Genomic DNA, 23186 nt, shown 5'->3' with positions numbered 1-23186 from the left:
TCATGAAACCAGAGATTCATCCAAAGTATACGAAAGTTACGGTCAACTGCGCCAACTGCGGCACCAGCTTCGAAACTCGCTCCACCCGCAACAACATCAAGGTTGACATTTGCAGCAGCTGCCACCCGTTCTACACCGGCAAGCAGGTGCTCGTCGATACCGCTGGCCGCGTCGAGCGCTTCAAGAAACGCTTCGCGAAAGCCGCTCCCAAAGCCGCTGCGAACTAAGCGACTGCCCGAATAAATTTCATCCGATACCGCCATGACTGTCAGGGACGTTATCCAGAAAATCGAGCCTCGCATGAAGAAAACCATCGAGGCGTTCCAGCATGAAATCGCTTCGATCAGAACCGGCAAGGCCACCACGGCGCTGCTCGACCGCGTGAAGGTCGAGGCCTATGGCTCGCAGATGCCGCTCAAGCAGGTCGGCAACGTCGGCGTGCTCGACGTGCACACCCTCTCGGTTCAGGTCTGGGACAAGTCAATGGTCGGTGCGGTCGAACGCGCAATTCGCGACGCCAATCTCGGACTCAATCCCTCAGCCGACGGCCAGACGGTGCGCATCAGCATTCCGCCGCTCACCGAAGAGCGCCGCAAGGAGTATGTGAAGCTCACCAAGAAGTTCGGCGAAGACTCCAAAGTATCGCTGCGCAACCATCGCCGCGACCTGATCCACGAGCTTGACAAGCTCGAAAAGGAGAAGGCGATCAGCGAGGACGACAAGAACCACGGCAAAAAAGAGGCCGACGATCTTGTGCACAAGTATGAGAAGAAGATCACCGAAATGATCGCCCAGAAAGAAAAGGAGATCATGGAGGTCTGACAAAAGAGGTCAGAACAGATTCAGCAAAAGCCGGGAATTTCCCGGCTTTTTGCGTTTGTGAAGGTAGGATAAAAAGGAGATGCTAAAGGCAAAATTCCATAATCATTTGTTTGGCATAGGTTTACTAATTGCTTACTTTTACATCATGCGTTGGCTGAAATTCAAGGCATTATTACCTTGCCCCCTCAACGAATGCCTCACTCAATCACCTTCATACTGCTCGCGCCACTCGAACGCCGGATTGAAAAACAGCAACGATGGGGCTCACACAGTAGTTGCCGTTACGAACGCTGGCTTATCGCGATTTTTGATGAGGTGATCGGTCAGATACACAGGCGGTTGCGTCCGCAAAAGCAATACAGCGATTCGACTGCCAAAATAAACATTTTTTTTGCTGCGTTTATTCGTCTTGGATATAGAAAAATGGCGCAAAAGAGTATTGTAGATCAGGGGTTAGGTGTAGAATTAATAAGACATACATGATAAAGACTGAAATAAATAAACTAAGATCCTTTCGACAAAACACTGATTCTGTTCCCGAGTCTGTCAAACCATTTATTCGCTGGGCTGGTGGCAAGCAAAATCTTGTTTCAAAACTTTCCGAAAACTTACCAAAAGAAAAGTTTTGTTCATATTTTGAGCCATTTGTCGGAGCCGGCTCATTGTTTTTTCACAACAATTTTATTAATTCAAAACTTTCAGACATAAACCCACACCTTATCAATAGCTATATTTCTATCAGAGAATCAGCCGAAGAAGTTTCTGATAGATTGGCATTCTATAAGGAAAGAGTTAGTGAAGAATATTACTACAAATTGCGCGATGTTTTCAATAAAAGAAAAAATCACTTTACTATTGACCAAGCAGCAATTTTCATCTTTTTAGTTCATACATCTTTTAATGGGATTTACAGGGTAAATAAAAAAGGCGAATACAATGTTCCATTTGGCAAGGCAAAACCAGCCATCCCTGACAGCTCTCATTTGCTTAAAATCCAAAGCAAGCTCAAGGGTGCAATAATAACAAACGGGATGTATGAAGATATCCTGACAAATGTGAAGCGAAATGATTTTGTGTATTTTGATCCGCCATATCCACCTTTAAATGAGACGTCATTTTTTCAGCACTATTCAATTGATAAATTTCCGAATAAACAACAAATCGAGCTCTCTGAATATGCCCGAGAATTAAGCAACCTTGGCTCATTCGTAATGATTTCTAATGCTGAAACGCCCATGATAATAAAGTTATACAAAGACTGGAACATAAAAAGAGTAAGCGCATATCGTTACGTAAATTGCAAAGCTGAAAGAAAAGCTGTTAATGAGCTAATTATAACTAATTATTAAAATATGGAAAATCAAACAAGAATACATTTTGAAAAAACCCTCAAGGGCTTTTCATACAATGTTATAGGAGTGATTTTACCATTTATCCTATCCTTGATTCCAATATTTGTTTTGGGTAAATATAATGCTATTTGGACGTTCCTTGACCAAGGCCAGTTCCTGCTTTTTGGCGCAGGCCTATACACAACCTCCATTTTCCTTTTTGGCGAAAATCAAGCATCTATCAGGCATGATATAGATAAGATTTTAAACAATATATCTGTTTGGTTTCTGATTATATGCTCATCATTTTATGCAATTATTTATTGCCTAGATCTGATTAAGCATGACGCGCTCTCTATTAACACTAGCTTTATCAGATGGACATCTGTTTTGTTATTTTTTGTCTCGATTATTTCGGTTTACAGAAGCCTATTCATTGATTTCTTAAAAACTTACCCCGACGTTGACATAAAAGAAGAAAGTAAGAAAGGTGTCGACAATATCTTAAAAGAGCTTTAAGCTTATAAGCCATGCAAAAAATAAGTTTCAAATGTTTGAAATGCAAACAGCCAATAGGCGAATTCTATATCGGCATACTGAACCACGAAGATTTAATAAAAATTACCTATGCGGACATTAGACGCTTAGATAGAGAAGGATCAGAACAAAGAGAAGTTGAGATTTATACAGGCATTCAAAGAGAGCTATCAAAAAATCGCGTTAAGGAGATTGGAAAATATGTAAATATGGTAGACGCAACATTTCCAACTGGCGTCATTATCCATATTGATGAAAAAAACATACTTGAATATAATGCAGAGAAAGAGATGATGACCATACCTTTCTCGGACAATATTGCCAAGGTGTTAGATGGGCAACATAGAATAGCAGGCCTAGAAGAATACGCCAAGAGTGATGATTCTTTTCAAATCAGTGTCACAATTTTTGTAGGAATGGAGTTAGAAGATCAAGCCATAGTTTTTGCAACAATTAATAAGACACAAACCAAAGTAAACAAGTCGCTAGTGGCTGACCTATTTGAGTTCGCAACGCATAGAAGCCCGCATAAAACTGCTCATAATATTGTTAGAGCCTTAAACCAAAAAGAAGGCAGCCCATTCAAAGACAAAATAAAAATCCTGGGCACGGCGGACGACAAAGAAAAAGAAACTATTACACAAGCGACCTTTTCTGAATCTTTAATGAAATTATATTCTAAAGATTTAATGTCAGATAGAGATACATACAAAAGAGGTAATAAGCCGAATAAATTTGATGGAAATGAATTATTACAAAGGCCATTACGCAATATTTTTGTAAATGAAGATGACATCTTAATTGCAAAAATAATTTGGGAATATTTTAAAGCCATTGAAACAAAATGGCCTGTCGCATGGAAACAGGTCAAACCAGAAATGATACTTAACAAGTCTACTGGTTTTATTGCACTAATGAATCTATTTAGAGATTTATATGTTAAAATTGGACGAGTTGGCGAACTTGTTCTTGCGGAAGAATATCTCAAGTATTTAAACAAAGTCACATTAGAAAGTCAAGACTTTAACCGAGCGAATTTCATTCCAGGATCTGGTGGCCAGTCAAGCTTATACAAAAAACTTAAAGAACAAATTGGAATATAGATAGACACTAATGAATAATGTGACTAAGAAACGTTATACTAACTAAAAAATTCAGGGCGGACACACAGGTCCGCCCTTACAATTATCAACTGTCAACTGTCAACTATCCATTATGCTTCATGCAACGTGAACCGCACCGGGATGGTCATCCAGACCCTCACCCTTCTGCCGTTCTGCACTCCAGCCGTGTACTTTATCTCTATCGCGATTCGCACCGCCACTATGCCCTCTTCGAGATATTTCCAGCATCACCCAGACAACTCCGCCCAGTTCTCCACCCGTAATCCTTCAACCCTGCTGAACTCCCTGACGTTGTTCGTTACCAGCACTGCGCCGAGCGCTCTGGCGTGGGCGGCGATCATGGTGTCGAGGGAGCCGATCGGAGTGCCGCGCTTTTCGAGGTCGCTTCTGATCTCTCCGTAATGCCAGATCACGGAAGCATCGAACGGCAGGATTTCGAGTGGAGCAAAGAACAAAGCCAGCGCTTGCCGGTTCTTCTCTGAACCGCTTTTGACGACGCCAAAAGTCAGCTCCGAAGCCGTAACGCTCGATATGGCAATATCTCCCAACCTCTCGCGGCGAAAGCGTTCGAGAACGTGAGGCGGTTTCTGGTTGATAATGTAGATGCAGATGTTGGTGTCGAGCAGATAGATCATCCCTTGATCTCCTCGCGGCTTTGCGTCTCCGGCTGCTCACGCACAAGCTGAAAGCCGGGTTCAAACTCGTTCAAAGCCGCTTCGAGCATATCCCAAGGCTTGTCACAGGGCAGAAGAATGACACCGTTGCCAAAATGCCGGACAATCACCTCTTTGCCCTCGAACCGATACTCTTTCGGCAACCGAACCGCCTGACTGCGACCCGAGGTAAATATTTTCGCTGTGTCCATGTGCTTCCCTCCTGATGATATATATCAATGATAACCACCGAAGAGAACAAATCAAAATGCGCAGAAGTTCACGAAACTGTCTGCCTCCTCACTCCGTCGGCATGAAATACTCCTTCATCCTTCCGTAAATCTCCCGCTTTTCGATCAGCCCGGCAATCAACCCCAGCACCGATGCTGCGCCGGAGGCGAAGAAGATCGGGCGGGCGGAGATGTTGTTGGTGTAGTAGATCGCCGGGATGCCGTGCTCCTTGGCGAAGCTGTCGAGCGAGGTGGTGCCGATGACCAGGTCGGGCTTGTGCTCCAGCACGGCCTCCATGTCCTCTTCGAGGTATTTCCGGTAGCGCACCTCCGTGCCGAGCATCGTCAGCAGGCGGTGATCCTCCTCACCGAGCGGGGTGCGGGCGATGGAAGTGGAGGCATATGGCACGTCGAGACCCGCTTCGAGCAACAGGCGCACCAGCGGCAGCTCGTTGCCCTCGTAGCCAGCGACAATCACCGAGCCTTGCAGCCGTTCGGCGAACCCGGCCATCACACCCTTGGCCTTTTGCCGCTCCTCCTCGGCCACGGTTTTGACGATCTCCGGATCGAGGTCGAGCGCCTCGCCGATCTGCTCGATCCACTGGCCGGTGGCGTTCGCGCCGATGGGGTTACCACCCACGATCTTCACGCCCGCCGACTCGAAGAGCGCAGCCGTCCGCTCGTAGAACGGATGCAGCACCGCGCACGCCGACGCGCGCCCCGCCTGCACGTAGTCGTCGAGGTCAGCGCCGGGCAGCGTGATGACCGACTCGACGCCGATTTTCTGCAGAACACCGCCGATCATCATCGCATCGACCGGGAAGATTTCGCCAAGCACCACGAGCGTCTTGCCCTTTTTCGGCTGGTCGAACGCGCCGAACCGCTTCACCAGCGATGACACAGCCACATCTTTAGCCTCCGGGTGCGTCCTGATCTGGAACGCCGGAAGCCGCACCAGCAGCACTTCGGCGTTACCGACTTTCTTCGGCAACAGCTCCTCGGCAATGCCCGCCGTCTCCGCGACGCAGGTACTCACCACCGGAATGAAGCGCACCGCCGGGTCTTCGGCAATCTGTTCGATGGTACGGCGCACGTCATCGATCATCGTACCTCCGGAAATCTGCACATTCATCAGCTCCGGCGACACAATCGAGCGCCGCGCCGCGTAAAAGTGCGACACGAAGGTCAGTCCGTACAGGCAACCCTGATCGGCGGCCATGCAGACCTGCGCGCCGTCGATGCGCATCAGCACGCGCAACCCGCCAAACGCGGGGCACATCGATTGCGGATGCAGTTTGTTACAACTCTTGTTCTCCATATAACACGAAATTTTTGTATGCCTGCTGAATATAGCTGTGCTTCGGCAGCCCTTTCGGCATCGACTTCATGCTGTCGAGCGCCGCGCTCCGGGTTGCAAAATCGCCAAGCGCGAGCCGGTAGTAGCGCCTGCCATCCGAAGTGACCTCCCAGAACCAGGTGCGATGACCCAGCGCCGCAAGACGCTGCCGCTCCTGCATCGCCCCGCTTTTGGACGAGAAGGTCGCGGCAATTACCGTATATCGGCCCTTGCGAAGCAGAAGCGAATCGGATTCCGGAGGTTCCACCTGAACCGGAGCTTCGACTTTCTCTTCGACGACCGGAACGACCGTTGACGAAACCGAAGCGGAAACGACCTCGGGGCTACCGGATGGAACGTTGCGGGACAGGAACCAGCCGCCGACAAGCAGCAAAAGCACGGCAAGCGTCAACGCAACCGGTTTCAAAAGCGCCGAACCCTCATGAGCTTTGCTCTCGGGAGCGCCATCGCTCCGATCCGGAATAACGATGGTTTTCAGCCCCTCGTACGCACTGTTCAGCAGCGCTTCGAGCGACGAGTCGGGCTGGAGCTGGAATTTGCCCGATACTGTAGTGAACGAACCAAACCCCCGCAGCTCGAATCCGCCCGCGTTGGCGAGCAGCTTCCCGAACGTGGTGGCAAGCGCCTGGGCGAAGCGCCGAGCCTCGGACGACTCCATGTCGAGCCGCGCCGACGCGATGGATGCCGTGTCGCCACTCCCTTTCGCGCGCGGCGTAAACTCCACCCGGTTCCTCGGGGGCAAATAGCGCGTGCCATCTGTTCCCGACTCGCGCACCGGCTGTTCATGAACAACCGAAAATGACCCCAATCCGTCGACGGACAAGCGGCTCCGGTCGAGCAGCTCGGCCGTCATGCCGCCAGCAAAGCGGTCGAGCAGGCGCTGCGCTTCATCCGGCTGGATGTCGAGAAGCCTGGCAAGAATGTCAGGTGCGGTTTGGTCGGCCATTCTGTTATCCGATGTAGAGTGAAAAGTCCAGAGAATATAACACATCCCCGCCAAAAGACGGGCTTCTGACGGACGCGGGAATCAGGGTGAAAAACCGTAAGTTGCCGAAAAACCGTGACCGTATGACCGAAACCGCACAGAGCGTCGGCGAACTGACCCGCACCATCAAAAGCGAGCTGGAGAGCCTGTTCCCGTTCGTCAGGGTGAAGGGCGAGCTGTCGAACTGCAAGCTGCACAGCTCTGGGCATGTCTATCTGACGCTGAAGGATAGCGAGGCGCAGTTGCCCGCCGTGATGTGGAAGAGCGTGCGCACCCGCTTTCCGATGGAGCTGCGCGACGGCCTTGAAGTGATCGCGGAAGGGCGGCTGGAGGTCTATCCGCCCGCCGGACGATATCAGCTCATCTGCACGGCGCTGTTCGAAACCGGCGAGGGAGCGCAACGGCTGGCGCTCGAACGGCTGATCGCCAAACTGGCCCAGGCCGGCTACTTCGATCCGGAACGCAAGAAGCCGATCCCGCGCATTCCCCGGCGCATCGGCATGATTACCTCCTCCACCGGCGCGGTGATCCGCGACATGAGTGACGTCTTCGCCCGGCGCTTTCCGGCGGCGGAGCTGCTACTCTACCCGGTGCAGGTGCAGGGCGAACGCGCCGTCGAATCGATCGTGCGTGCGCTCCGCTACTTCAACGACCCGCCGATTCCCGAACACCGCCCCGACGTGCTCATCGTGGCGCGAGGCGGTGGCTCTGCCGAAGACCTTCAGGCCTTCAACGACGAAGCCGTGGCCGAAGCGATCTACCAGTCGAAGATTCCGGTCATCAGCGCCGTCGGCCACGAAACCGACCTCTCGGTCGCCGACATGGTGGCCGACCTCCGCGCAGGCACGCCGTCAATCGCCGCCGAACGCGCTGTGCCCGACCGCGACGAACTGCTCCGCCACATCGACGGACTCATGCAGCGGCAATCGATCTTGATGGAGGGCAAGATTTCGGGAGCGCAACTCCAGCTCGACTCCATCACCAGCAGCTACGCCTTCAACCGCCCGGCGCAGATGCTCGGCCAGGTTGAAGAGCGGTTGGCGTTGACGGAAAAAGAGATGAAGCGAGCCATGGCTGAAAAGGTGCGTGACCGCGAACAGCAACTCCGAGCCGCCACAGACCGCCTTGAAATGCTCGACATCCAGCGAGTCCTCAAACGCGGCTTCGCGCTGGTATCGCAGGATGATCGTTACGTGACCTCAGCAAAAGCGCTCGAAGAAGGGGCGAAGATCGGCATCACATTCCACGACGGGCGGCGAGAGGCGAAGGTTACGAACCAAACCTTTCCCTGAACAACCTCCTTACCTCTTCCAGCTCCTCCTCGGTATTGACGCCCGGCGTATCCGTTGTCGTTTCGATGCAGCGGATGCGGTAGCCGTTTTCGAGCAGGCGAAGCTGTTCGAGGGATTCGGTGCGTTCGAGCATCGAGGGGGGAAGTGCGACGAACGCTTTGAGCACGTCGGCACGGAAAGCGTAGAGGCCGATGTGACGATAATAGCGGGTGTCGGGCAGGGTTTCGCGGCGATAGGGTATCGGGCAGCGGGAGAAGTAGAGCGCATTGCCTTTGGCGTCGAGCACAGCCTTGACGACGTGTGGGTCGTCGATGATGTGCCGCTCATCCGGCTTCAGCGGGAAGACCAGCGTGGTGCAGTCTGGCATCGGACCATCTTCAAAGAAAGGCGCGATGGCGAGGTCGATGGTCGCCGGGTCGATGAGCGGCTCGTCGCCCTGGAGATTGACGAAGACGTCGCCACCGACCTGCTCGGCGGCCTCGGCGATGCGGTCGGTGCCACAGGTGAGGTCGGGCGAGGTCATCACCACCTCGGCCCCGGCGTCACGCAGCACCGCGAAAATGCGCTCGCTGTCGGTCGCCACCACCACACGGTTGGCAAGGCGCGACTTCATCGCCTGCTGCCAGGTGCGCACGATCAGCGGAGCGCCTTCCAGATCGGCCAGCATTTTTTCTTTCAGGCGGTTGGATGAGAGACGCGCGGGGATGACGATGACGACGTTCATGGGCGGATAGTAGCGTTATCAGAACTCGATTTCAATGATGTAGGGACGATCCCTTGCGGTCGCCCGTTTTTGGGAGCATCGAAAAATGACAGCACACAACAGGCGCACGCCATGCCCCTTACTTTTTCGGTGATTCGAGAATAATGGTGACCGGCCCGTCGTTGATGAGCGAGACCTGCATGTCCGCACCGAAGCTTCCGGTTTCAACCGGCAGACCGGACTCGCGGCGGAGCAGTTCGACGAAGCGGTCGAAAAGCGGCTGGGCGACTTCGGAGGGCGCGGATTCGGTGAAGCCGGGACGGTTGCCGCGGCTAGCGTCAGCGTAGAGCGTAAATTGCGAGACGACGAGGAGTTCGCCGCCGATCTCTTTGACCGAGCGGTTCATTCTGCCTTCATCGTCCTCGAAAATGCGCAGGTTGGGGAGCTTGCGGCTCATCCAGGCGAGATCGGCTTCCGTATCCTCGCGCGAGATTCCGGCCAGCACGAGCAGCCCCGCGCCGATAGAGCTGAAACGTTCACCGCCGATGGTAACGCTCGCCTCGCGCACCCGCTGCACAACACACCTCATGCGCCCGCCTCCGATTCATCGCCGAGCACGGGAGCGAGCGCTTTGCGAAGCTCGGAGGGCGTCATGCCCTCCACCTTCAGCACCTTGCTGCGCGAGGTCTGGCCGTTCATGACCGACACGTTTGAGCGTGGCACGCCGAGCGTTTTGGCCAGCAACTGGCAACACTCCTTGTTGGCGGCATTGTCCACCGGAGCGGACTTCAGGCAGATTTTGACCTGATCTCCGTACCGGCCGGCAATGCCTGTTTTCGAAGAACGGGGCTGCACCCTCACCGAGAGGCAGGCATCATCGCCCTTCTGGCTGATGAAAGGCATCGGCTCAGCCGATCACCTTCGGCACCTTGAAAAAGCGATCCTGGCGGTCGGGAGCATTTTTCAGCGCCTCCTCGTTGGAGAGCGGCGTATGCTCCACATCGGCACGAAGCACGTTGATCTGGTCGTGAATCGTGTTGAGCGGCTCGACCCCCTCGGTATCGACCTCGTTGAGCTTGTCGACATAGTGCAAAATCATGTTCAGCTCATCGGTCATCCGTTCCTGCTCGGCATCGGTGAATTTCAGGCGGGCAAGTTCCGCGATATAGGCAACATCTTTTGTAGTGACAGACATAGTGTAAATCCATTTAATGAAAACAAATACCTTACGTTTGGCAGATCAAAATCAGAGCCTGCAGATGCCAAACTTCTCTTCGTCATCGCCCCTGCTCGGACGCTCGTCAAGCGGCACGTAATCGCGGGAGGGTGCGCCGAGGAAAATCTGGCGCGGACGGGCAATTCTCTGCTCCGGATCCTTGACATGCTCGATCCACTGCGCGAGCCAGCCCGGCGTGCGCCCGATAGCGAAGAGCACCGGGAACATGTCGGTTGGAAAGCCCATCGCCTGGTAGATCAGGCCGGAGTAGAAATCGACGTTCGGATAGAGTTTGCGCCCGACGAAATAGTCGTCCTCCAGCGCGATCCGTTCCAGCTCGATGGCGATGTCGAGCAGCGGGTTCCGTCCGGTCTCCTCGAACACCTCGAAGGCGATCTTCTTGATGATTCGCGCCCGCGGGTCGTAATTTTTATAGACGCGATGGCCGAATCCCATGAGCCGCCCCTCGCCGCTCTTGACCGATTTGATGAAGGCGGGGATATTATCGACCGAGCCAATCCCTTCGAGCATGCGAATGACCGCCTCGTTGGCCCCGCCATGCAGCGGGCCATAGAGCGCTGCACAACCTGCCGCGATAGCTGAGTAGGGATCGACCATCGAGCTGCTGACCGAGCGCACGGCGTTGGTCGAGCAGTTCTGCTCGTGGTCGGCGTGCAGGATGAAGAGCACGTCGAGTGCTTTTTCAAGCACTGGATTCGGTTCGTACTTCTGCTCCGTCATCCGGAACATCATCGACAGAAAATTGCCCGCGTAGCTCAGATCGTTGTCCGGCAGCACGTAAGGAAAACCGAGGCTGTGCCGGAAGCTCATGGCCGCAAGGGTCGGGATCTTGCCGATCAGCCGCCGCACCTGAAGCTTACGGGACTCCTCCTCACTAACCTGTTTGGCGTCGGGATAGAAGGTCGAGAGCGCCCCCACTGTACCTACGAGAATGCCCATCGGATGCGCGTCGTAGCGGAACCCATCCATGAACTTGGTCAGGTTGGCATGGGTCATGGTGTGGTGACGGATGTTGTAAGTCCAGACCGCAAGGCGCTCCTTGTCAGGCAGTTCACCCTTAATGAGCAGGTAAGCGGTTTCGAGGAACGAGCTCTTCTCGGCAAGCTGCTCGATCGGATAGCCCCGGTAGCGGAGAATGCCCTTTTCGCCATCGATGAAGGTGATCTGGCTTTTGCAGGAGCAGGTGTTCAGGAACGCCGGATCATAACCGAGAAGCCCGAAATCGTCCTCCGACGCCTTGATCTGTCGAAGATCCATGGTTCGGACGGTGCCGTTCTCGATGGGAAGCTCATACGATTTGCCGGTACGATTGTCGGTAATCGTCAGTGAATTGCGGTGATTGGGATCGGCCATGTTTGTTGCACTGATAAACGTTAACAAAGACATAACGCCCCTTTTACGAGGGGTTGCCGTCACATTGAGCACTAATTTACGAAACTCCCGGCATTAGGACACCTCTTTGCAAGCCGCTCGAAAAAAACCTCCCGAACCGACCGGCATCCCTCTCTTCTGCATACGTGCTTGTTAAAAATGAAAAAATTATTTGGAAACAAAAGAGGGCTTCACTACATTTGTCAACCCAATCAGGAACGGAGCTGTAGCTCAGTTTGGTTAGAGCGCCTGCCTGTCACGCAGGAGGTCGCGGGTTCGAGTCCCGTCAGCTCCGCACCGTACCGATACGAAAGCCTCCCATGTGGAGGCTTTTTTGATTTCCACCGCTCAATCAGTGACCGTGAAGCCCTCCCCCTCGATCGCCCGTTTCATGGCCTCATCATCGGTTTTCGAAGGGTCGTATTCGACCTCGACCACCCCGCGCTGATGGGAAGCCTGCGCTTTCTGAACCCCTTCGAGCGCTTCAAGGGCCTCGGAGACCAGCATTTCACAACTTGAACAGCGCATCCCGCTCACATGTATTTCCTTTTTCATGACCTTGTTGTTTTATTATTAATCGGGTTGAACGTCACCATAACCTGCTCTGCCCGCCATCGGCTGCAAAGCAACGGCTCAGGTGAAGGTTAGCAGAAAAATAAACCAGTCGCTATATTGAAGTTTATGATACAGATTTTGCAACCATACCGCCGGATTGCCCGTCCGTTGCTTATCCTCTGCTGCCTTTCCGGACTTCTGGGCTGCCAGAACAAGGAGGCGCGCATTCAGGAGCTGCAACAGGTGGTCTGGAAAAATCCCGAAAATGCACGAGCCTATCTGAACCTCGGCAGAGAATACGCTCGCCAGCAGCGGTTCGATGAAGCTATCGAGTCATACCAACGAGCCATCAAAATCGAACCGGGTCTCGACGAAGCCTATTCGGGGCTCGGCGCAGCCTATTTCAATAAAGAAGAGTATGCCGCGGCCCTTCCATGGATGCAGAAACGGGTCGGCATCGCGCCCGACGACTCGCTCCGTCATTTCGATCTCGGCAACGTCTATTACCAGCTCAAACGCTACGACGAAGCCCTCGACTCTTATCAGAAAGCCATCGACAACAGCTATTCGTTCCAGGAGGCTTACTACACGATGGGGATGTGTTACCTTCAACAGGGCAAAATTGACGAAGCCAGAAAAATCCTTACATGGCTTCAGGACAAAAACAATTATCTTGCCGCATCCCTGGAACGGCACCTGCAGAACGATGTGCCTGAAAAGGCCGGAAAATGAACTCTGAACCACCATGCCGGCGGACGATAGTACCCTAATGTTGCAAAAGGCACTTCAACTCCTCGAAGAATCGGTGAAAGCCGCCATTGCGCAGCCCCAACCGCCGCATAACGACAACGGCAGGCCCGTGCTGGAAAGCTTCACCACCAGCATTGACGGCTCGGTCGACGGCCCGGCCTGGCTTGCGGAAAGGCAGCAGTTTCCAAAGCTTTTCTGGATGAACCGCGAGAAAAGCGAGTGGATCGCAGGCATCGGAGAAGCCGACCGCATCGAAATCACCGAAACCGGCCCGAACGAACGAAGTTTCACCCTGCTTGAAGAAGCCCTGAAGCTGAAAAATCCGCACGCCCGATATGTAGGCGGATTCTGCTTCAACAACCGCCAGCAACAGGATCACATCTGGCACGGCTTCAGCTCGGCGCTGTTCATTCTGCCACTCATCAGCCTGGAGCACCGTGACGGCAAAACCTCGATGACCTGCTCGGTCTGGCTCAAGCCTGAGGACGACCGCAAGCAGGCCCTCGAACAGCTCTTGCAGACCCTGGCTTCGCTCAGGAGCGAACAGGCTGTAAAGACGCCCGCGATTCCTGGAAGAACCCGAACCGCCTACAGCCCCGACCGGGCACAGTGGATCGAGCGTTGCGAAACGATTCTAAGGAAATTCGACGAAGGCGGACTCGACAAGGTGATCCTCGCCCGGCAGACCGAGTTGAGTTTTTCCGGCAAGGTTCCGGCCATCCGCTTCCTGCTCGACTACCCATATCCTGAGAACGCCGCCTATCGCTTCTATTTCGAACCGATCGAGGGTCACGCCTTCGTGAGCTTCACGCCCGAACGGCTCTACCGCCGCGATGGCGACCTGCTCCAGACCGAAGCACTTGCTGGCACGGTCACCAAGGAGAAGGTGAAAGCCGACGACCACACCGCCTCGAAACTGCTGCTCGCCTCAGAAAAGGATGTCCGGGAGCACCGCTTCGTGAAGGACACCATCTACCGCGAACTGCAACCGGTGTGCAGCGAGATCGACATGCAGGAGGAGGTCGGTGTGCTCCAGCTCAACCGCCTGGCCCACCTCTACGCGCGGTGCCGCGCCCGGCTGCGCCCAGAGTTCCGCAACGACAGCACGGTACTCCGCCAGCTCCACCCGACTCCGGCCGTCGGTGGAGTGCCGCGCGAAGAGGCGATGGAGCTGATCCTGTCGGTCGAACCGTTCTGCCGTGGCTGGTACGCCGCACCGGTGGGCTGGCTCAGCCGCGACGCCGCCGAGTTCGCCGTCGGCATCCGTTCGGCACTGATTTTCGAAGACAAGGTCTATCTCTATTCGGGAGCCGGACTCGTGCGAGGCTCCGATCCCGAGTCGGAGTGGGAGGAGGTCGATCAGAAGATCGGCGATATTCTGGCCATAACCCGGCAGGGACGATGAACCACAAACAGATCACAACCCTCTGGTGCAGGGTGATCGTTGAAGAGTTGATCCGGCAGGGCGCCGGATTTTTCTGTATCTCCCCCGGCTCCCGATCGACGCCGCTGACCCTGGCCGTGGCAGCCAATCCGAACGCGCGATTCAGGATGTTCCCCGACGAGCGCTCAGCGGGCTTTTACGCGCTCGGTTACGCCAGGGCGGCCGGCAAACCTGCCGTACTCGTCTGCACCTCCGGCACCGCCGTGGCAAACTACTTCCCGGCTGTCGTCGAAGCATCGGCAGACGCACAACCGATGCTCGTGCTCTCGGCTGACCGCCCCTTCGAGCTGCTCGATGCCGGAGCAAACCAGACCATCCGCCAGCAGGATATCTTCGGCAGCTACACTCGCTGGAACCTCGAACTTCCCGAACCCGGCACTGGCACACCGCTCGCCTCGCTGCTTTCAACGGTCGGGCAAGCGGTCAAGCGCAGCCTTGGATCTCCGGCGGGGCCGGTGCACCTGAACCTGCCATTCCGCGAACCGCTCGAACCGGAATCACACGATCTGGCTCACCCCTGGGTTGAGCCGCTTCGCAACTGGCTGGCCTCCGAGCAACCCTGGTGCCGCTTTGAACAGCCCCGAACCGCGCCGGACGCCAATGCGTTGACAGCGCTCCAACAAATCCTTGCCAATGCCGAGCGTCCGCTTTTTGTCGCTGGCAGCATGGATAAAGCTGATGATGCCGAGGCCGTAGCTTCGCTGGCCGACTCGCTCGGCATTCTGCTCTTTGCCGATCTCACCTCCGGCTTGCGGCTTACGAACAAGTGCACACCATGGCAATTGGCGTTCCAAAATGAAACTTTCGCGACCAGCTTCAAACCCGACGTGGTGATCCATTTCGGCGGAGCACTGATCGGCAAACAGCCAGCAATGACGCTGCGGAAGGAACCGCCATTTCATTACGTCGTGGTCAGGAACCATCCCGGCCGTTTCAACCCCGACCACAACGTCACCCTGAGCATTGAAGCGTCGCCCGCTGCCGTCGTCTCGGCGCTTTCCGAATGCCGCAAGCCTGCGGAGATGGGCGGATTTGCTGCTCTCTTTTCGGAAGTTGCTCACACGATTGACACAGCGGCGTGCGCGCCTGATGAGCCGGTCAACGAAATCTCCGCGCCACGCATCGTTTCGTCGCTTACTGACGGCAAACACGCCCTTTTCGTAGCCAACAGCATGCCCGCGCGCGACATGGATCTGTACGCCGCGCCTGTCTCGGAAAAGCCCCTGCGCGTGGAGCTGAACCGGGGTGTCAGTGGCATCGACGGTATCATTTCGACAGCGGCGGGATTCTCTGCCGGGCTTGACAAACCGACCACGCTGCTCATCGGCGACATCTCGTTCCTGCACGACCTGAACGCGCTCTCGCTGCTCGACAATCCCACAAACCCGCTGATCGTCATCGTGCTGAACAACAACGGAGGCGGCATCTTCTCATTCCTGCCCATTGCGTCGCAAACCGACCGGCTCGACGAGTGCTTCGCCACCCCGCAGAATTTCAGCATCGAATCCGCAGCCCGCACCTTCGACCTCGACTACGCCAGCCCTGCAAGCAACCGCGAGTTCACAGAACTCTACGCTGACGCGCTCAAACGCAACAAAAGCCTCGTCATCGAAATCAGAAGCAACCGTCAGGCAAACCTGCTCCTCCACCGCACCCTCAAAGCGAAACTCGACCCGATTTTCGAGAAAGCCGGCATCTTCGGTAATTGATAAAAACCGGCGGACTATCGAGAGGCCGCACCGTCACAACAACGCACTGCAAAGAAACACCTTATCTCCCTTTCATCGTGCAGCAACGGCGTTAAAAGCGCACGGACTACCTCGAAACAATTGTTAAAAATCAGCGCTTGCGAGCTTGCAAATTCCGATCAACTTTTTTATATAGCGATATAGTTATATATCACTAATAGAGAAAAGGGGCCATTCACACGGCATGCTCTTCAGAGTACCTCAAATCTCCAGTGACCATCAACTCTTTCTCGACAACCCTCAAAACAAGGGAAATCCTCATGAAAAAAATCGTCTCCCTGGTCGTCACCCTCCTGCTGGTTTCGACAAGCCTGCTGCACGCCGCATCCTTCGATGCAAGCCAACTCCCGGAAAAGAAACGCACCATTTCCGGCAAGTACCTGTCCGCCAAAGGTGCTTATGAAATGGTAACCAAAGCTCCTGCAAAGGTGCTCTTCGTCGATATCAGGACGCCAGAAGAGAACGAATATGTGGGAATTGCCGACCAGGTCAATCTGAACATTCCTTACATGCTGAACGATTTCTCGACCTGGGACAGCAAGAAAAACCGTTACCAGATGAGCCCCAACTCAGCTTTCACCATGAAGATCGCTGATGCGCTCGCTGCCCGTGGCCTGAAAAAAACCGATCCAATCATCCTGATTTGCCGTTCCGGTGACCGCAGCGCTGCTGCTGCCGACCTCCTCACCAAAGCGGGTTACACCAACGTCTATTCGGTGTATGAAGGCTTTGAAGGAGACAAGAGCAAGGAAGGTTTCCGCACGGTCAATGGCTGGAAGAACGCCGGTTTGCCTTGGGGCTACAAGCTCGATCAGGCACGCGCCTACCTTGTTTTTTAAGCTTCTCTCCTGTTCTGGCGGCCTCAGCACACACGATGTCGCCAGAACCATTTTGCTCGCCGCACTGACGCCTCAAGGATGCCAATCAAGCCCAAAGCGCGCCCGCAGCAATTCCTCAATCTCATTCTCGCCAACACGCCTCTCCTCCACCTGGCCTTCTTCGGAGACCGCCCGGAAACGCTCGCCGCTGAGCACCGTTTTGCCCGATGCGTGCTGCAACACCACGATCGGCGCCTGCACGAAAATCGAGTCGGGATGGGTCGCGTTGAGCCAGTTGGCCGGCTCGAAATCCACAAGCTCTTGCGGACAGAGGTTGAACTCGTAAAGCGCTTTCCACTCGCCATCACTCATCGACTGCAACCGGTAGTCGCGCTCCGAAACCATCGTGAGCCTGAAGGTGTCGCACTCCTGGACGATCTGCCGGTCGAGCCATTCGAGGTTGATCGGCTCGCGGATGCCGTAACTGCCAAAACCGAGGTCGCAGAGCCACTCCGCGCCGTCGATGGAGGCGATGATCGCCATGTGGGTTTTGGGGCGGCGGACGGCGTAGGTCATGGGCCGCGCCGCCACGAAGCGGTACGGAATGCCGAGAGCCTCCAGCGCCATTGCGAAGATAGCGTTCACTTCGTAGCAGTACCCGCCGCGCCGCCGTTTGACGATCTTGTCGCAAATCTCTTCAGGCACAAGCGACGGCACCTGCCCGGCCTGCACATCGAGATTTTCGAACGGCACCGAAAAGAGCTGGCAGCGCATCAAACGCTTCAGCGTCTCGAAATCCCCAACCGGATTGCCGTTGAAGCCAATGCGTGACAGATAGGACGAAAGATCGAAATTGGCTGCGTTCATGGAAAGGAAACGATCACGTGGTTGCTCTTAAAGATTATTCTTCATGGCCGCCCGATCCTCTTCCAGCAGTGCCGTCAACGCGCTGTGCAGTTCGTCGATGGCTTTCTGCGGATGCGTCCACCAGTCGAGCGACCAGAGCCTGAGCAGACGCCAGCCCAGCCCTTCGAGCACCGACTGGCGAATCTTGTCGCGCTCGGCGGCGAAGGTGGCGCTGCGGTACATCGAGCCGTCGCATTCCACGCCGGCGAGGTAGCGGTTTGGATCGTCGGGATGGACGATTCCGAGATCGATGCGGTAGGCCGAGACGCCGACTTGCGAATGCACCACCCAGCCCTTGTCGCCGAGGGCGCGAGCTACGGCGGTTTCGAGCGCCGAGCTGCTTTGAGAGGGCGAATTCCGTAGCGGTGCACCAAGCACCGACGGGCCGCGCTCGGCGTATTCGAGGAAGTGCTTCAGGTCAGCCACCGCCCGAGACTGGGTGCGCGACAGGTCGATCATCTCCGGCGCAAGCGTCGAAAAAACCATCATCTCCGAACGGGCGCGCGTCATCGCCACGTTCAGGCGACGCTCGCCTCCCAGCCGGTTCAGCGGGCCGAAGTTCATCGTGACGTAGCCGTTCCGGTCGGGGCCGTAGGTGACGCTGAAGAGGATCACGTCCCGCTCGTCACCCTGGACGGTTTCGAGGTTTTTGACGAACACCGGTTCGAGCGTCTGTTCGGATGAAAAGGCCCACTCGATGGCGGAATTCTTCGAGCGTTCGGCGTCGAGCAAGTTCTCGATCAGTGTCTGCTGTTCGGAATTGAAGGTCACCACGCCGATGGACTGCTGGCGCACCGCCTCGCTTTCGTGGGTGATCCGGCGCAGAATCTCGGCGACGATTGCCCGTGCTTCACCCTCGTTCTGCCGCTCCTTGCCCCGCGCATAGATGCCTTCCGGACGCACCAGCGTGACCGCACAGTCGGGATGGATCGGCGCGGGGAAAGTGACCAGCTCGTTGCCGTAGTAGCGGCTGTTGGAGAAAGCGATGAGGCTCTCGCGGCGTGACCGGTAGTGCAGGTTGAGCAGGCGCTCCGGAATGCTCGCTCCCATCATCTCGTCGAGAATGCTCTCCAGATCGCCCTCGCCATCAAGCTCGCCGTCGGGGTCGTCGTCCGAGCGGGCGAAGAAGTTGGTCGGCGGCATCTGCTTCGGGTCGCCCGCCACGATCACCTGCTTCCCACGAGCGAGCGTGCCCACGGCGTCCCAGACGGTGATCTGCGACGCTTCATCGAAAATCACGAGGTCGAACAGCTCTTCGTCGGCGGGCAAATACTGCGCGACCGACAGAGGCGACATCATCAGGCAGGGGGCGAGCGCGGTGACCACTTCGGGAATCTCTTCGAGCAGTTGGCGCACCGGTTTGTGGCGACTTTTCTTCTGAAGTTCCCGACGAAGGATTCCCCACGCGGAGGCGCGCGTCACCTCGTCGGCATCGGGCAGGCCGCCGGAGAGCTTGGCGGCGATGTAGTCGGCGGTGAGCTGGCGGAACCGGCTGTCGAGCTGACGGAATTCGTCGATTGCCGCCGCGTGCTCGGGCGTCGAGAAGCTGCGCAGCACCTCGTCCTCGCCGATCACCGCCGCCGAATACCACGCGCAGTAGGCAGCCTCAAAGGTCTGCTCGATCTCTTCGACCGGCGCTGAACCCGCCTCCAACGCCTCGACGAGCGGCGTCAGCTCCAGCTCGACGGCCCCGGCGCGGGCGCGACGCCACGCGCACCAGTCGCGCAGCTCCGCATGACGCGCCGCGATCGCTTCGACAGCTTCGCGAACGGCGGCGAGCGCCTCGGCGTTGCCCGCGAAAGAGCCGCGGACGGACTGCCCGGCCAGCGCCTCGAACGCTGCGCACGCCGCCTGGAACTCGCAGTGCACTTCCGCAAAAGCCGCGACGGCACGTCCGACCACCGCATCGGGAGCGAGCAGATCGTTGCCCTCGTGCAACAGGCCGCGCACCTTGCCGCGAAGCTCTACGAGCGATGCCGGATCGTCGGCCAGTCGAGTGACCGCTGACCTGACGCGCTCGCCAAGCTGTTGCAGCGCCTCGACTTCGCCGGGGCTGGTCTCGTAGCCTGCCCACGAGCGGAAGCCTGACAACTGCCGCTCCAGCCGGTCAATCGCCTCCCCCTCCTCGCGCATCCGTTGCAGTGCCCCCGCATCGCGCTCCGGGTCGGGTTCGCCCTTCGCGCCGCCCGCTTTCATCTCCTTGACGAGGGTCCGTTTGGCGAAAAACTTTTTCGGTCCCCACGCGGCCTCGGCCTCCTGCCAGCGCCGGGCGATGTCGCCGCCATCCAGCGTGCGCCACGCAAGCGCTTCGTACGAACAGCTCAGCCCGGCCTGCGCTTCGGCGTAAGCCTTGAGGCGGCGCACCGCCTCTTCGAGCGCTTCGATCCGCTCCGCTCCGTCAGCTTCGAGCGCAAAGCCGACCTGCGTTCGGTACGATTCCGACAGCAGCGCCGCAAACCCGGCCAGCGCGTCGAGACGTTCGAGCGTCCGGTCGGGCAACGCAATGCCGACCGCATCGAGCAACGCGCCAGTCGCCGCTTCGAGCGCGGCAGATGCGGCGGCAAGTCGGCGGGAAGCTTCCACGACCCGATGTTCCCACTGCGGACTCCACTCACCGGAAGCGATGAGCTGAAGCGGCGTTCCCGTGACTTCGCCGATTGCCGCCGCCTGGATGCGCAAGCGCGTGGCGGCCTCGCGCATCGCCTGCAACTGCGCTTCGTCGTGCCGGTCGGTGGAGGGCCATGCAAACTGCACGCGCGACGTCAGCGCCTCGTCGCGCACTTTCACGCCCATCGCCTCGTGCGCCGTCAGACCGTTACGACGCTTCTGGTGGAGCCGGTCAACCACGAGGTTCAGCCGGTCGCGCAGTTGGCCGAGCCGTCCGGCTTCACGCGTCCACTCCGCCTCGTCGGCAAGCTGGCGCTGCTCCCACGCCCTGCCGAGTTGCGCCAGCACGTCCGCCTTCCGCGCCTTGCTGGAGTGCAGTTGCAGGCAAAATCGTCCCAACCCGACACTTTCGAGACGGCGATGGACGACATCGAGCGCAGCGGTCTTTTCGGAGACGAACAGCACCCGCCGCCCCTTGCCGAGCGCGTGGGCAATCAGGTTGGCGATGGTCTGGCTTTTGCCCGTACCTGGCGGGCCGATGATGATGAAATTCTTCCCGCGATCCGCACTGGCAATAGCCGCCATTTGAGATGAATCGGCGGGCAGTGGCGTCAACAGGTCGGAAGGCGCGAACTCGCGGTCGAGCTGGTCGGCATCGGCAAACGCGATGTCACTCGGGAAGGGATCGCGCGGCGTGTCGATCAGGTGGCGCACAACCGCGCTCTGGCGCAGCGCCTCGGCGCGATCCACCATATCCTTCCACATCAGATATTTGGCGAAGGAGAAGTGGCCCAGCACCACCTCCTCGATCACCTCGAAGCCGGGCGCATCTTTCACCTCGCGGCGCACCTTGTCCCAGATGCCCTGCACATCGACCCCTTTTTCGTCCTTCGGCAACACGCCGTCGAGGCCCCGGATGTCGATCCCGAAATCCTTGCGCAGCAGTTCGAGCAGCGTCGTGTTGAAACGGCTCTCGTCGTCGTGCGCGATGATTCTGACGCCGCTCCGCACCGACTTGCGCTCCAGCGAAACCGGCACGAGAATCAGCGGTGCGCGGAACCGGCGGCTCTCCTTGACCTCCTGCTTCCACAAGAGAAAACCGAACGCGAGATAGAGCGTGTTCGCGCCCCCCTCCTCCAGCGAGCTTTTGGCCTTCCGGTAAAGATCGACCGACCGGCGCACCAGCTCCTCCGGCGGCAGATCGGCCAGCACCTGGTTCTGTTCGAGCGCGTTGCGGGCGTACTCCTCGGCGATCACCTCCCCCGTGCGCTGGCGGTGCAGCGCCTCGTCCTGCTGCTGCGAGCCGGTACGCGGCACGGGCTGGATCGAAATTTTCGCGCCTCCCGCCAGCTTGTCTTCGAGCAAAACCGGATCGGGACAGAGCAGCGCAAGGCTGCTTTTCGCGGGGCGATGGTTCAGGAGTGCGTTGCGCAACGAGAGATCGAGCAGCTTGCGCTGCCAGTGCTCCAGCCGACCGGCGGGCGTTTCGGGCGGGGCCGCTTCGGCGGTCAGCTCGTCGAAATCGGGAAGCGCCGGAGCCGCCTCGAAGGCGATCTCCGCGCTGCCGTCGTCGTCGGTCGATGGCGGAGAAGGCAGGGCGCTCGTCAGGGCGAGCGGCATGATGCGGTGGGCGCGAGCACGGCGCAGATCGACGGCAAGCTGGAAGGTGTCTTCCCTGTCGGACTCGATGAGGTCGGCAGCCGCCGCCACGGCTTTGGAGAATGGCGGAGGCGGCGACGAAGTCACGAAGGTGGTTTCGAAGAGCAGCAACTCCTTCAACTGCATGCGCTTGCGCAGCGGCTCGGCCTCGTCGATGACGATCGTCGAAAGCTCCTCGGGTTGCAGCCAGACGCCCGCCAGCGCATGGCCCGCCGGCAGCACGGCGACGGGATTGAGGCCCGCCTGCTCCAGCGCCGAAACGAAGAGCATCGTCAGGTCGAGGCAGGTCGCCACGCGGCTGTCGGCGATCTGGCCAGGCAGGCGAATCTTCTGGCCGTTGCGCTCGAAGCTCGACGGCGGCACCGCGTAGCTGATGCCGAGATTGCAGACCGCTGTGTAAAGCGCCGAGGCGATCTCCCACACCCGCTCGCGGCTGCCCGCCGCGTAACCGTCGATGCCGTCGGGCCGCCCCGCCCTGCGCAACACCAGACTCGCCTCGCGCAGGAGGCGGTCGATGAAGGGATCGTTCGGCAGCGAAAAGGCCGCCAACAACTCCGGCATAAACCCCGCTCCACCCCACTCGTTGAACGCGAGCAATTCGACCGGGTGGCTCTCTTCGGCCAGTGCCACGCCCTCCTTTTCGACAGCAACCGTCACCGTGCCGCGCACCGATTCGGTCAGGCCGAGCAGAAACGCGCCATCGAGTTCGACATCCCGATCCGGAATCGACACCGAACCCGCTGGATCGATCCGTTCCACCCGCCACGACTTCGGCTTCAGAAATGGAGGATTCGCCGACAGCGTCACTGAAACATCTTCTAACGGCGTTTCCGGCGACCGGTTTTCAACCCGCAACTCCCGCAGAAACGCGAACGCGCTCTGATGGCACGCGAAATTCAGCTTCGCCGCCATCGCGCACTGGATAACCACCGACCTGTTCGGTTCACTCATCGCCCAATCACCCTTTCATTGGAATGCTTACGGAACAAACCCTTGTCTGCAAAAAGCAATATAGGAGAGTTTTTCAATGCCTGAATAGCAGAAACACTCGTCCGCA

At 57.1% G+C, this 23186-nt stretch carries 23 protein-coding genes and 1 tRNA gene; 12 read left to right on the top strand and 12 right to left on the bottom strand.

What is annotated here, in order from left to right; genetic code table 11:
• The first annotated feature begins 2 nt into the window (after positions 1 to 2).
• The 6 genes from rpmE (at position 3) to CPAR_RS01955 (ending at position 3793) form a co-directional block, all read left to right on the top strand.
• The gene (gene rpmE, locus CPAR_RS01980) at positions 3 to 227 is read left to right on the top strand and encodes a 50S ribosomal protein L31 (RefSeq protein WP_012501639.1); all 225 of its coding nucleotides are present in this window, start codon (positions 3 to 5) and stop codon (positions 225 to 227) included.
• A 34-nt stretch (positions 228 to 261) separates the two neighbouring features.
• Entirely contained in the window at positions 262 to 822 is a 561-nt protein-coding gene (gene frr / locus CPAR_RS01975; RefSeq protein ID WP_012501638.1) for a ribosome recycling factor, read from the top strand.
• A gap of 150 nt (positions 823 to 972) precedes the next feature.
• Complete coding sequence (locus tag CPAR_RS01970; protein WP_156773343.1) at positions 973 to 1305, top strand: hypothetical protein; 333 nt, start codon at positions 973 to 975, stop codon at positions 1303 to 1305.
• A complete protein-coding gene (locus tag CPAR_RS01965; RefSeq protein ID WP_012501637.1) occupies positions 1302 to 2171 on the top strand; it encodes a DNA adenine methylase in 870 nt (289 codons plus the stop codon). Before CPAR_RS01970 ends, CPAR_RS01965 begins: the two co-directional genes overlap by 4 nt.
• A gap of 3 nt (positions 2172 to 2174) precedes the next feature.
• On the top strand, positions 2175 to 2672 hold the full coding sequence (locus CPAR_RS01960) for a hypothetical protein (protein WP_012501636.1): 498 nt from the start codon (positions 2175 to 2177) through the stop codon (positions 2670 to 2672).
• An 11-nt stretch (positions 2673 to 2683) separates the two neighbouring features.
• Positions 2684 to 3793 carry a DGQHR domain-containing protein gene (locus CPAR_RS01955; RefSeq protein ID WP_012501635.1) on the top strand — a complete coding sequence of 370 codons (1110 nt, stop codon included), beginning with the start codon at positions 2684 to 2686 and terminating at the stop codon, positions 3791 to 3793.
• Positions 3794 to 4041: 248 nt separating this feature from the next.
• Here the strand turns inward: CPAR_RS01955 and vapC are convergent, their stop codons facing one another.
• From vapC to CPAR_RS01935, 4 genes are all read right to left on the bottom strand, one after another.
• Positions 4042 to 4449, bottom strand: a complete 408-nt coding sequence (gene vapC / locus CPAR_RS01950; RefSeq protein WP_012501634.1) for a type II toxin-antitoxin system tRNA(fMet)-specific endonuclease VapC — start codon at positions 4447 to 4449, stop codon at positions 4042 to 4044.
• Positions 4446 to 4679: an antitoxin gene (locus tag CPAR_RS01945; protein ID WP_012501633.1), complete on the bottom strand. Its 234-nt coding sequence runs from the start codon at positions 4677 to 4679 to the stop codon at positions 4446 to 4448. Before CPAR_RS01945 ends, vapC begins: the two co-directional genes overlap by 4 nt.
• Positions 4680 to 4767: 88 nt before the next feature.
• Positions 4768 to 6015: a chlorophyllide a reductase subunit Y gene (gene bchY / locus CPAR_RS01940; protein WP_012501632.1), complete on the bottom strand. Its 1248-nt coding sequence runs from the start codon at positions 6013 to 6015 to the stop codon at positions 4768 to 4770.
• Complete coding sequence (locus tag CPAR_RS01935; protein WP_012501631.1) at positions 5996 to 7000, bottom strand: SPOR domain-containing protein; 1005 nt, start codon at positions 6998 to 7000, stop codon at positions 5996 to 5998. The genes bchY and CPAR_RS01935 overlap by 20 nt, the downstream gene beginning before the upstream one ends.
• A 122-nt stretch (positions 7001 to 7122) precedes the next feature.
• Here CPAR_RS01935 and xseA point away from each other — a divergent pair, with 122 nt between their 5' ends.
• A complete protein-coding gene (xseA, locus tag CPAR_RS01930) occupies positions 7123 to 8331 on the top strand; it encodes an exodeoxyribonuclease VII large subunit (protein ID WP_012501630.1) in 1209 nt (402 codons plus the stop codon).
• Here xseA and kdsB read toward each other — a convergent pair.
• The 5 genes from kdsB to CPAR_RS01905 all read right to left on the bottom strand — a co-directional run bounded on the left by kdsB (position 8309) and on the right by CPAR_RS01905 (position 11624).
• Positions 8309 to 9055, bottom strand: coding sequence for a 3-deoxy-manno-octulosonate cytidylyltransferase (kdsB, locus tag CPAR_RS01925; protein ID WP_012501629.1), 747 nt, complete (start codon positions 9053 to 9055; stop codon positions 8309 to 8311). The genes xseA and kdsB overlap by 23 nt on opposite strands.
• 118 nt (positions 9056 to 9173) lie before the next feature.
• Complete coding sequence (dtd, locus tag CPAR_RS01920; RefSeq protein ID WP_012501628.1) at positions 9174 to 9623, bottom strand: D-aminoacyl-tRNA deacylase; 450 nt, start codon at positions 9621 to 9623, stop codon at positions 9174 to 9176.
• Positions 9620 to 9937, bottom strand: a complete 318-nt coding sequence (locus CPAR_RS01915; protein ID WP_012501627.1) for a DUF167 domain-containing protein — start codon at positions 9935 to 9937, stop codon at positions 9620 to 9622. Before CPAR_RS01915 ends, dtd begins: the two co-directional genes overlap by 4 nt.
• A gap of 4 nt (positions 9938 to 9941) precedes the next feature.
• Positions 9942 to 10229, bottom strand: coding sequence for an Asp-tRNA(Asn)/Glu-tRNA(Gln) amidotransferase subunit GatC (gene gatC, locus CPAR_RS01910; protein ID WP_012501626.1), 288 nt, complete (start codon positions 10227 to 10229; stop codon positions 9942 to 9944).
• 51 nt (positions 10230 to 10280) lie between these two features.
• Complete coding sequence (locus CPAR_RS01905) at positions 10281 to 11624, bottom strand: citrate synthase (RefSeq protein WP_012501625.1); 1344 nt, start codon at positions 11622 to 11624, stop codon at positions 10281 to 10283.
• 238 nt (positions 11625 to 11862) lie between these two features.
• Here CPAR_RS01905 and CPAR_RS01900 point away from each other — a divergent pair.
• Positions 11863 to 11937 (top strand) — tRNA-Asp (locus tag CPAR_RS01900).
• A gap of 53 nt (positions 11938 to 11990) precedes the next feature.
• On the opposite strand, the gene CPAR_RS01895 is transcribed toward CPAR_RS01900, so the two are convergent.
• Positions 11991 to 12197, bottom strand: coding sequence for a heavy-metal-associated domain-containing protein (locus CPAR_RS01895; protein WP_041466099.1), 207 nt, complete (start codon positions 12195 to 12197; stop codon positions 11991 to 11993).
• 126 nt (positions 12198 to 12323) lie between these two features.
• Between CPAR_RS01895 and CPAR_RS01890 the strand changes: the two genes are divergently transcribed.
• The 4 genes from CPAR_RS01890 to CPAR_RS01875 all read left to right on the top strand — a co-directional run bounded on the left by CPAR_RS01890 (position 12324) and on the right by CPAR_RS01875 (position 16978).
• Positions 12324 to 12929, top strand: a complete 606-nt coding sequence (locus CPAR_RS01890) for a tetratricopeptide repeat protein (protein ID WP_012501623.1) — start codon at positions 12324 to 12326, stop codon at positions 12927 to 12929.
• 37 nt (positions 12930 to 12966) lie between these two features.
• Positions 12967 to 14352, top strand: a complete 1386-nt coding sequence (locus CPAR_RS01885; protein WP_232203923.1) for an isochorismate synthase — start codon at positions 12967 to 12969, stop codon at positions 14350 to 14352.
• Positions 14349 to 16100, top strand: coding sequence for a 2-succinyl-5-enolpyruvyl-6-hydroxy-3-cyclohexene-1-carboxylic-acid synthase (gene menD / locus CPAR_RS01880; RefSeq protein WP_012501621.1), 1752 nt, complete (start codon positions 14349 to 14351; stop codon positions 16098 to 16100). Before CPAR_RS01885 ends, menD begins: the two co-directional genes overlap by 4 nt.
• Before the next feature lie 299 nt (positions 16101 to 16399).
• On the top strand, positions 16400 to 16978 hold the full coding sequence (locus CPAR_RS01875; protein WP_012501620.1) for a rhodanese-like domain-containing protein: 579 nt from the start codon (positions 16400 to 16402) through the stop codon (positions 16976 to 16978).
• A 72-nt stretch (positions 16979 to 17050) separates the two neighbouring features.
• Here CPAR_RS01875 and CPAR_RS01870 read toward each other — a convergent pair whose 3' ends face one another.
• Both CPAR_RS01870 and CPAR_RS01865 read right to left on the bottom strand, forming a co-directional pair.
• Entirely contained in the window at positions 17051 to 17824 is a 774-nt protein-coding gene (locus CPAR_RS01870) for an arylamine N-acetyltransferase family protein (RefSeq protein WP_012501619.1), read from the bottom strand.
• Positions 17825 to 17851: 27 nt separating this feature from the next.
• The gene (locus tag CPAR_RS01865; protein ID WP_012501618.1) at positions 17852 to 23080 is read right to left on the bottom strand and encodes a DUF4011 domain-containing protein; all 5229 of its coding nucleotides are present in this window, start codon (positions 23078 to 23080) and stop codon (positions 17852 to 17854) included.
• Positions 23081 to 23186 lie beyond the last annotated feature (106 nt).

This window comes from Chlorobaculum parvum NCIB 8327 (genome assembly GCF_000020505.1).
GTDB classification, from domain to species: domain Bacteria; phylum Bacteroidota; class Chlorobiia; order Chlorobiales; family Chlorobiaceae; genus Chlorobaculum; species Chlorobaculum parvum_A.
This window is presented reverse-complemented; position numbering and strand designations above follow the sequence as displayed.

Excerpts from the sequence above, each read along its gene's own strand:
- vapC (WP_012501634.1), bottom strand. The coding sequence starts at position 4,449 with ATGATCTATCTGCTCGACACCAACATCTGCATCTACATTATCAACCAG.
- xseA (WP_012501630.1), top strand. The coding sequence starts at position 7,123 with ATGACCGAAACCGCACAGAGCGTCGGCGAACTGACCCGCACCATCAAA.
- dtd (WP_012501628.1), bottom strand. The coding sequence starts at position 9,623 with ATGAGGTGTGTTGTGCAGCGGGTGCGCGAGGCGAGCGTTACCATCGGC.
- rpmE (WP_012501639.1), top strand. The coding sequence starts at position 3 with ATGAAACCAGAGATTCATCCAAAGTATACGAAAGTTACGGTCAACTGC.
- frr (WP_012501638.1), top strand. The coding sequence starts at position 262 with ATGACTGTCAGGGACGTTATCCAGAAAATCGAGCCTCGCATGAAGAAA.
- gatC (WP_012501626.1), bottom strand. The coding sequence starts at position 10,229 with ATGTCTGTCACTACAAAAGATGTTGCCTATATCGCGGAACTTGCCCGC.
- CPAR_RS01915 (WP_012501627.1), bottom strand. The coding sequence starts at position 9,937 with ATGCCTTTCATCAGCCAGAAGGGCGATGATGCCTGCCTCTCGGTGAGG.
- CPAR_RS01890 (WP_012501623.1), top strand. The coding sequence starts at position 12,324 with ATGATACAGATTTTGCAACCATACCGCCGGATTGCCCGTCCGTTGCTT.
- CPAR_RS01895 (WP_041466099.1), bottom strand. The coding sequence starts at position 12,197 with ATGAAAAAGGAAATACATGTGAGCGGGATGCGCTGTTCAAGTTGTGAA.
- kdsB (WP_012501629.1), bottom strand. The coding sequence starts at position 9,055 with ATGAACGTCGTCATCGTCATCCCCGCGCGTCTCTCATCCAACCGCCTG.
- CPAR_RS01960 (WP_012501636.1), top strand. The coding sequence starts at position 2,175 with ATGGAAAATCAAACAAGAATACATTTTGAAAAAACCCTCAAGGGCTTT.
- bchY (WP_012501632.1), bottom strand. The coding sequence starts at position 6,015 with ATGGAGAACAAGAGTTGTAACAAACTGCATCCGCAATCGATGTGCCCC.
- CPAR_RS01955 (WP_012501635.1), top strand. The coding sequence starts at position 2,684 with ATGCAAAAAATAAGTTTCAAATGTTTGAAATGCAAACAGCCAATAGGC.
- CPAR_RS01945 (WP_012501633.1), bottom strand. The coding sequence starts at position 4,679 with ATGGACACAGCGAAAATATTTACCTCGGGTCGCAGTCAGGCGGTTCGG.
- CPAR_RS01865 (WP_012501618.1), bottom strand. The coding sequence starts at position 23,080 with ATGAGTGAACCGAACAGGTCGGTGGTTATCCAGTGCGCGATGGCGGCG.
- CPAR_RS01875 (WP_012501620.1), top strand. The coding sequence starts at position 16,400 with ATGAAAAAAATCGTCTCCCTGGTCGTCACCCTCCTGCTGGTTTCGACA.
- CPAR_RS01885 (WP_232203923.1), top strand. The coding sequence starts at position 12,967 with ATGTTGCAAAAGGCACTTCAACTCCTCGAAGAATCGGTGAAAGCCGCC.
- CPAR_RS01965 (WP_012501637.1), top strand. The coding sequence starts at position 1,302 with ATGATAAAGACTGAAATAAATAAACTAAGATCCTTTCGACAAAACACT.
- menD (WP_012501621.1), top strand. The coding sequence starts at position 14,349 with ATGAACCACAAACAGATCACAACCCTCTGGTGCAGGGTGATCGTTGAA.
- CPAR_RS01905 (WP_012501625.1), bottom strand. The coding sequence starts at position 11,624 with ATGGCCGATCCCAATCACCGCAATTCACTGACGATTACCGACAATCGT.
- CPAR_RS01935 (WP_012501631.1), bottom strand. The coding sequence starts at position 7,000 with ATGGCCGACCAAACCGCACCTGACATTCTTGCCAGGCTTCTCGACATC.
- CPAR_RS01870 (WP_012501619.1), bottom strand. The coding sequence starts at position 17,824 with ATGAACGCAGCCAATTTCGATCTTTCGTCCTATCTGTCACGCATTGGC.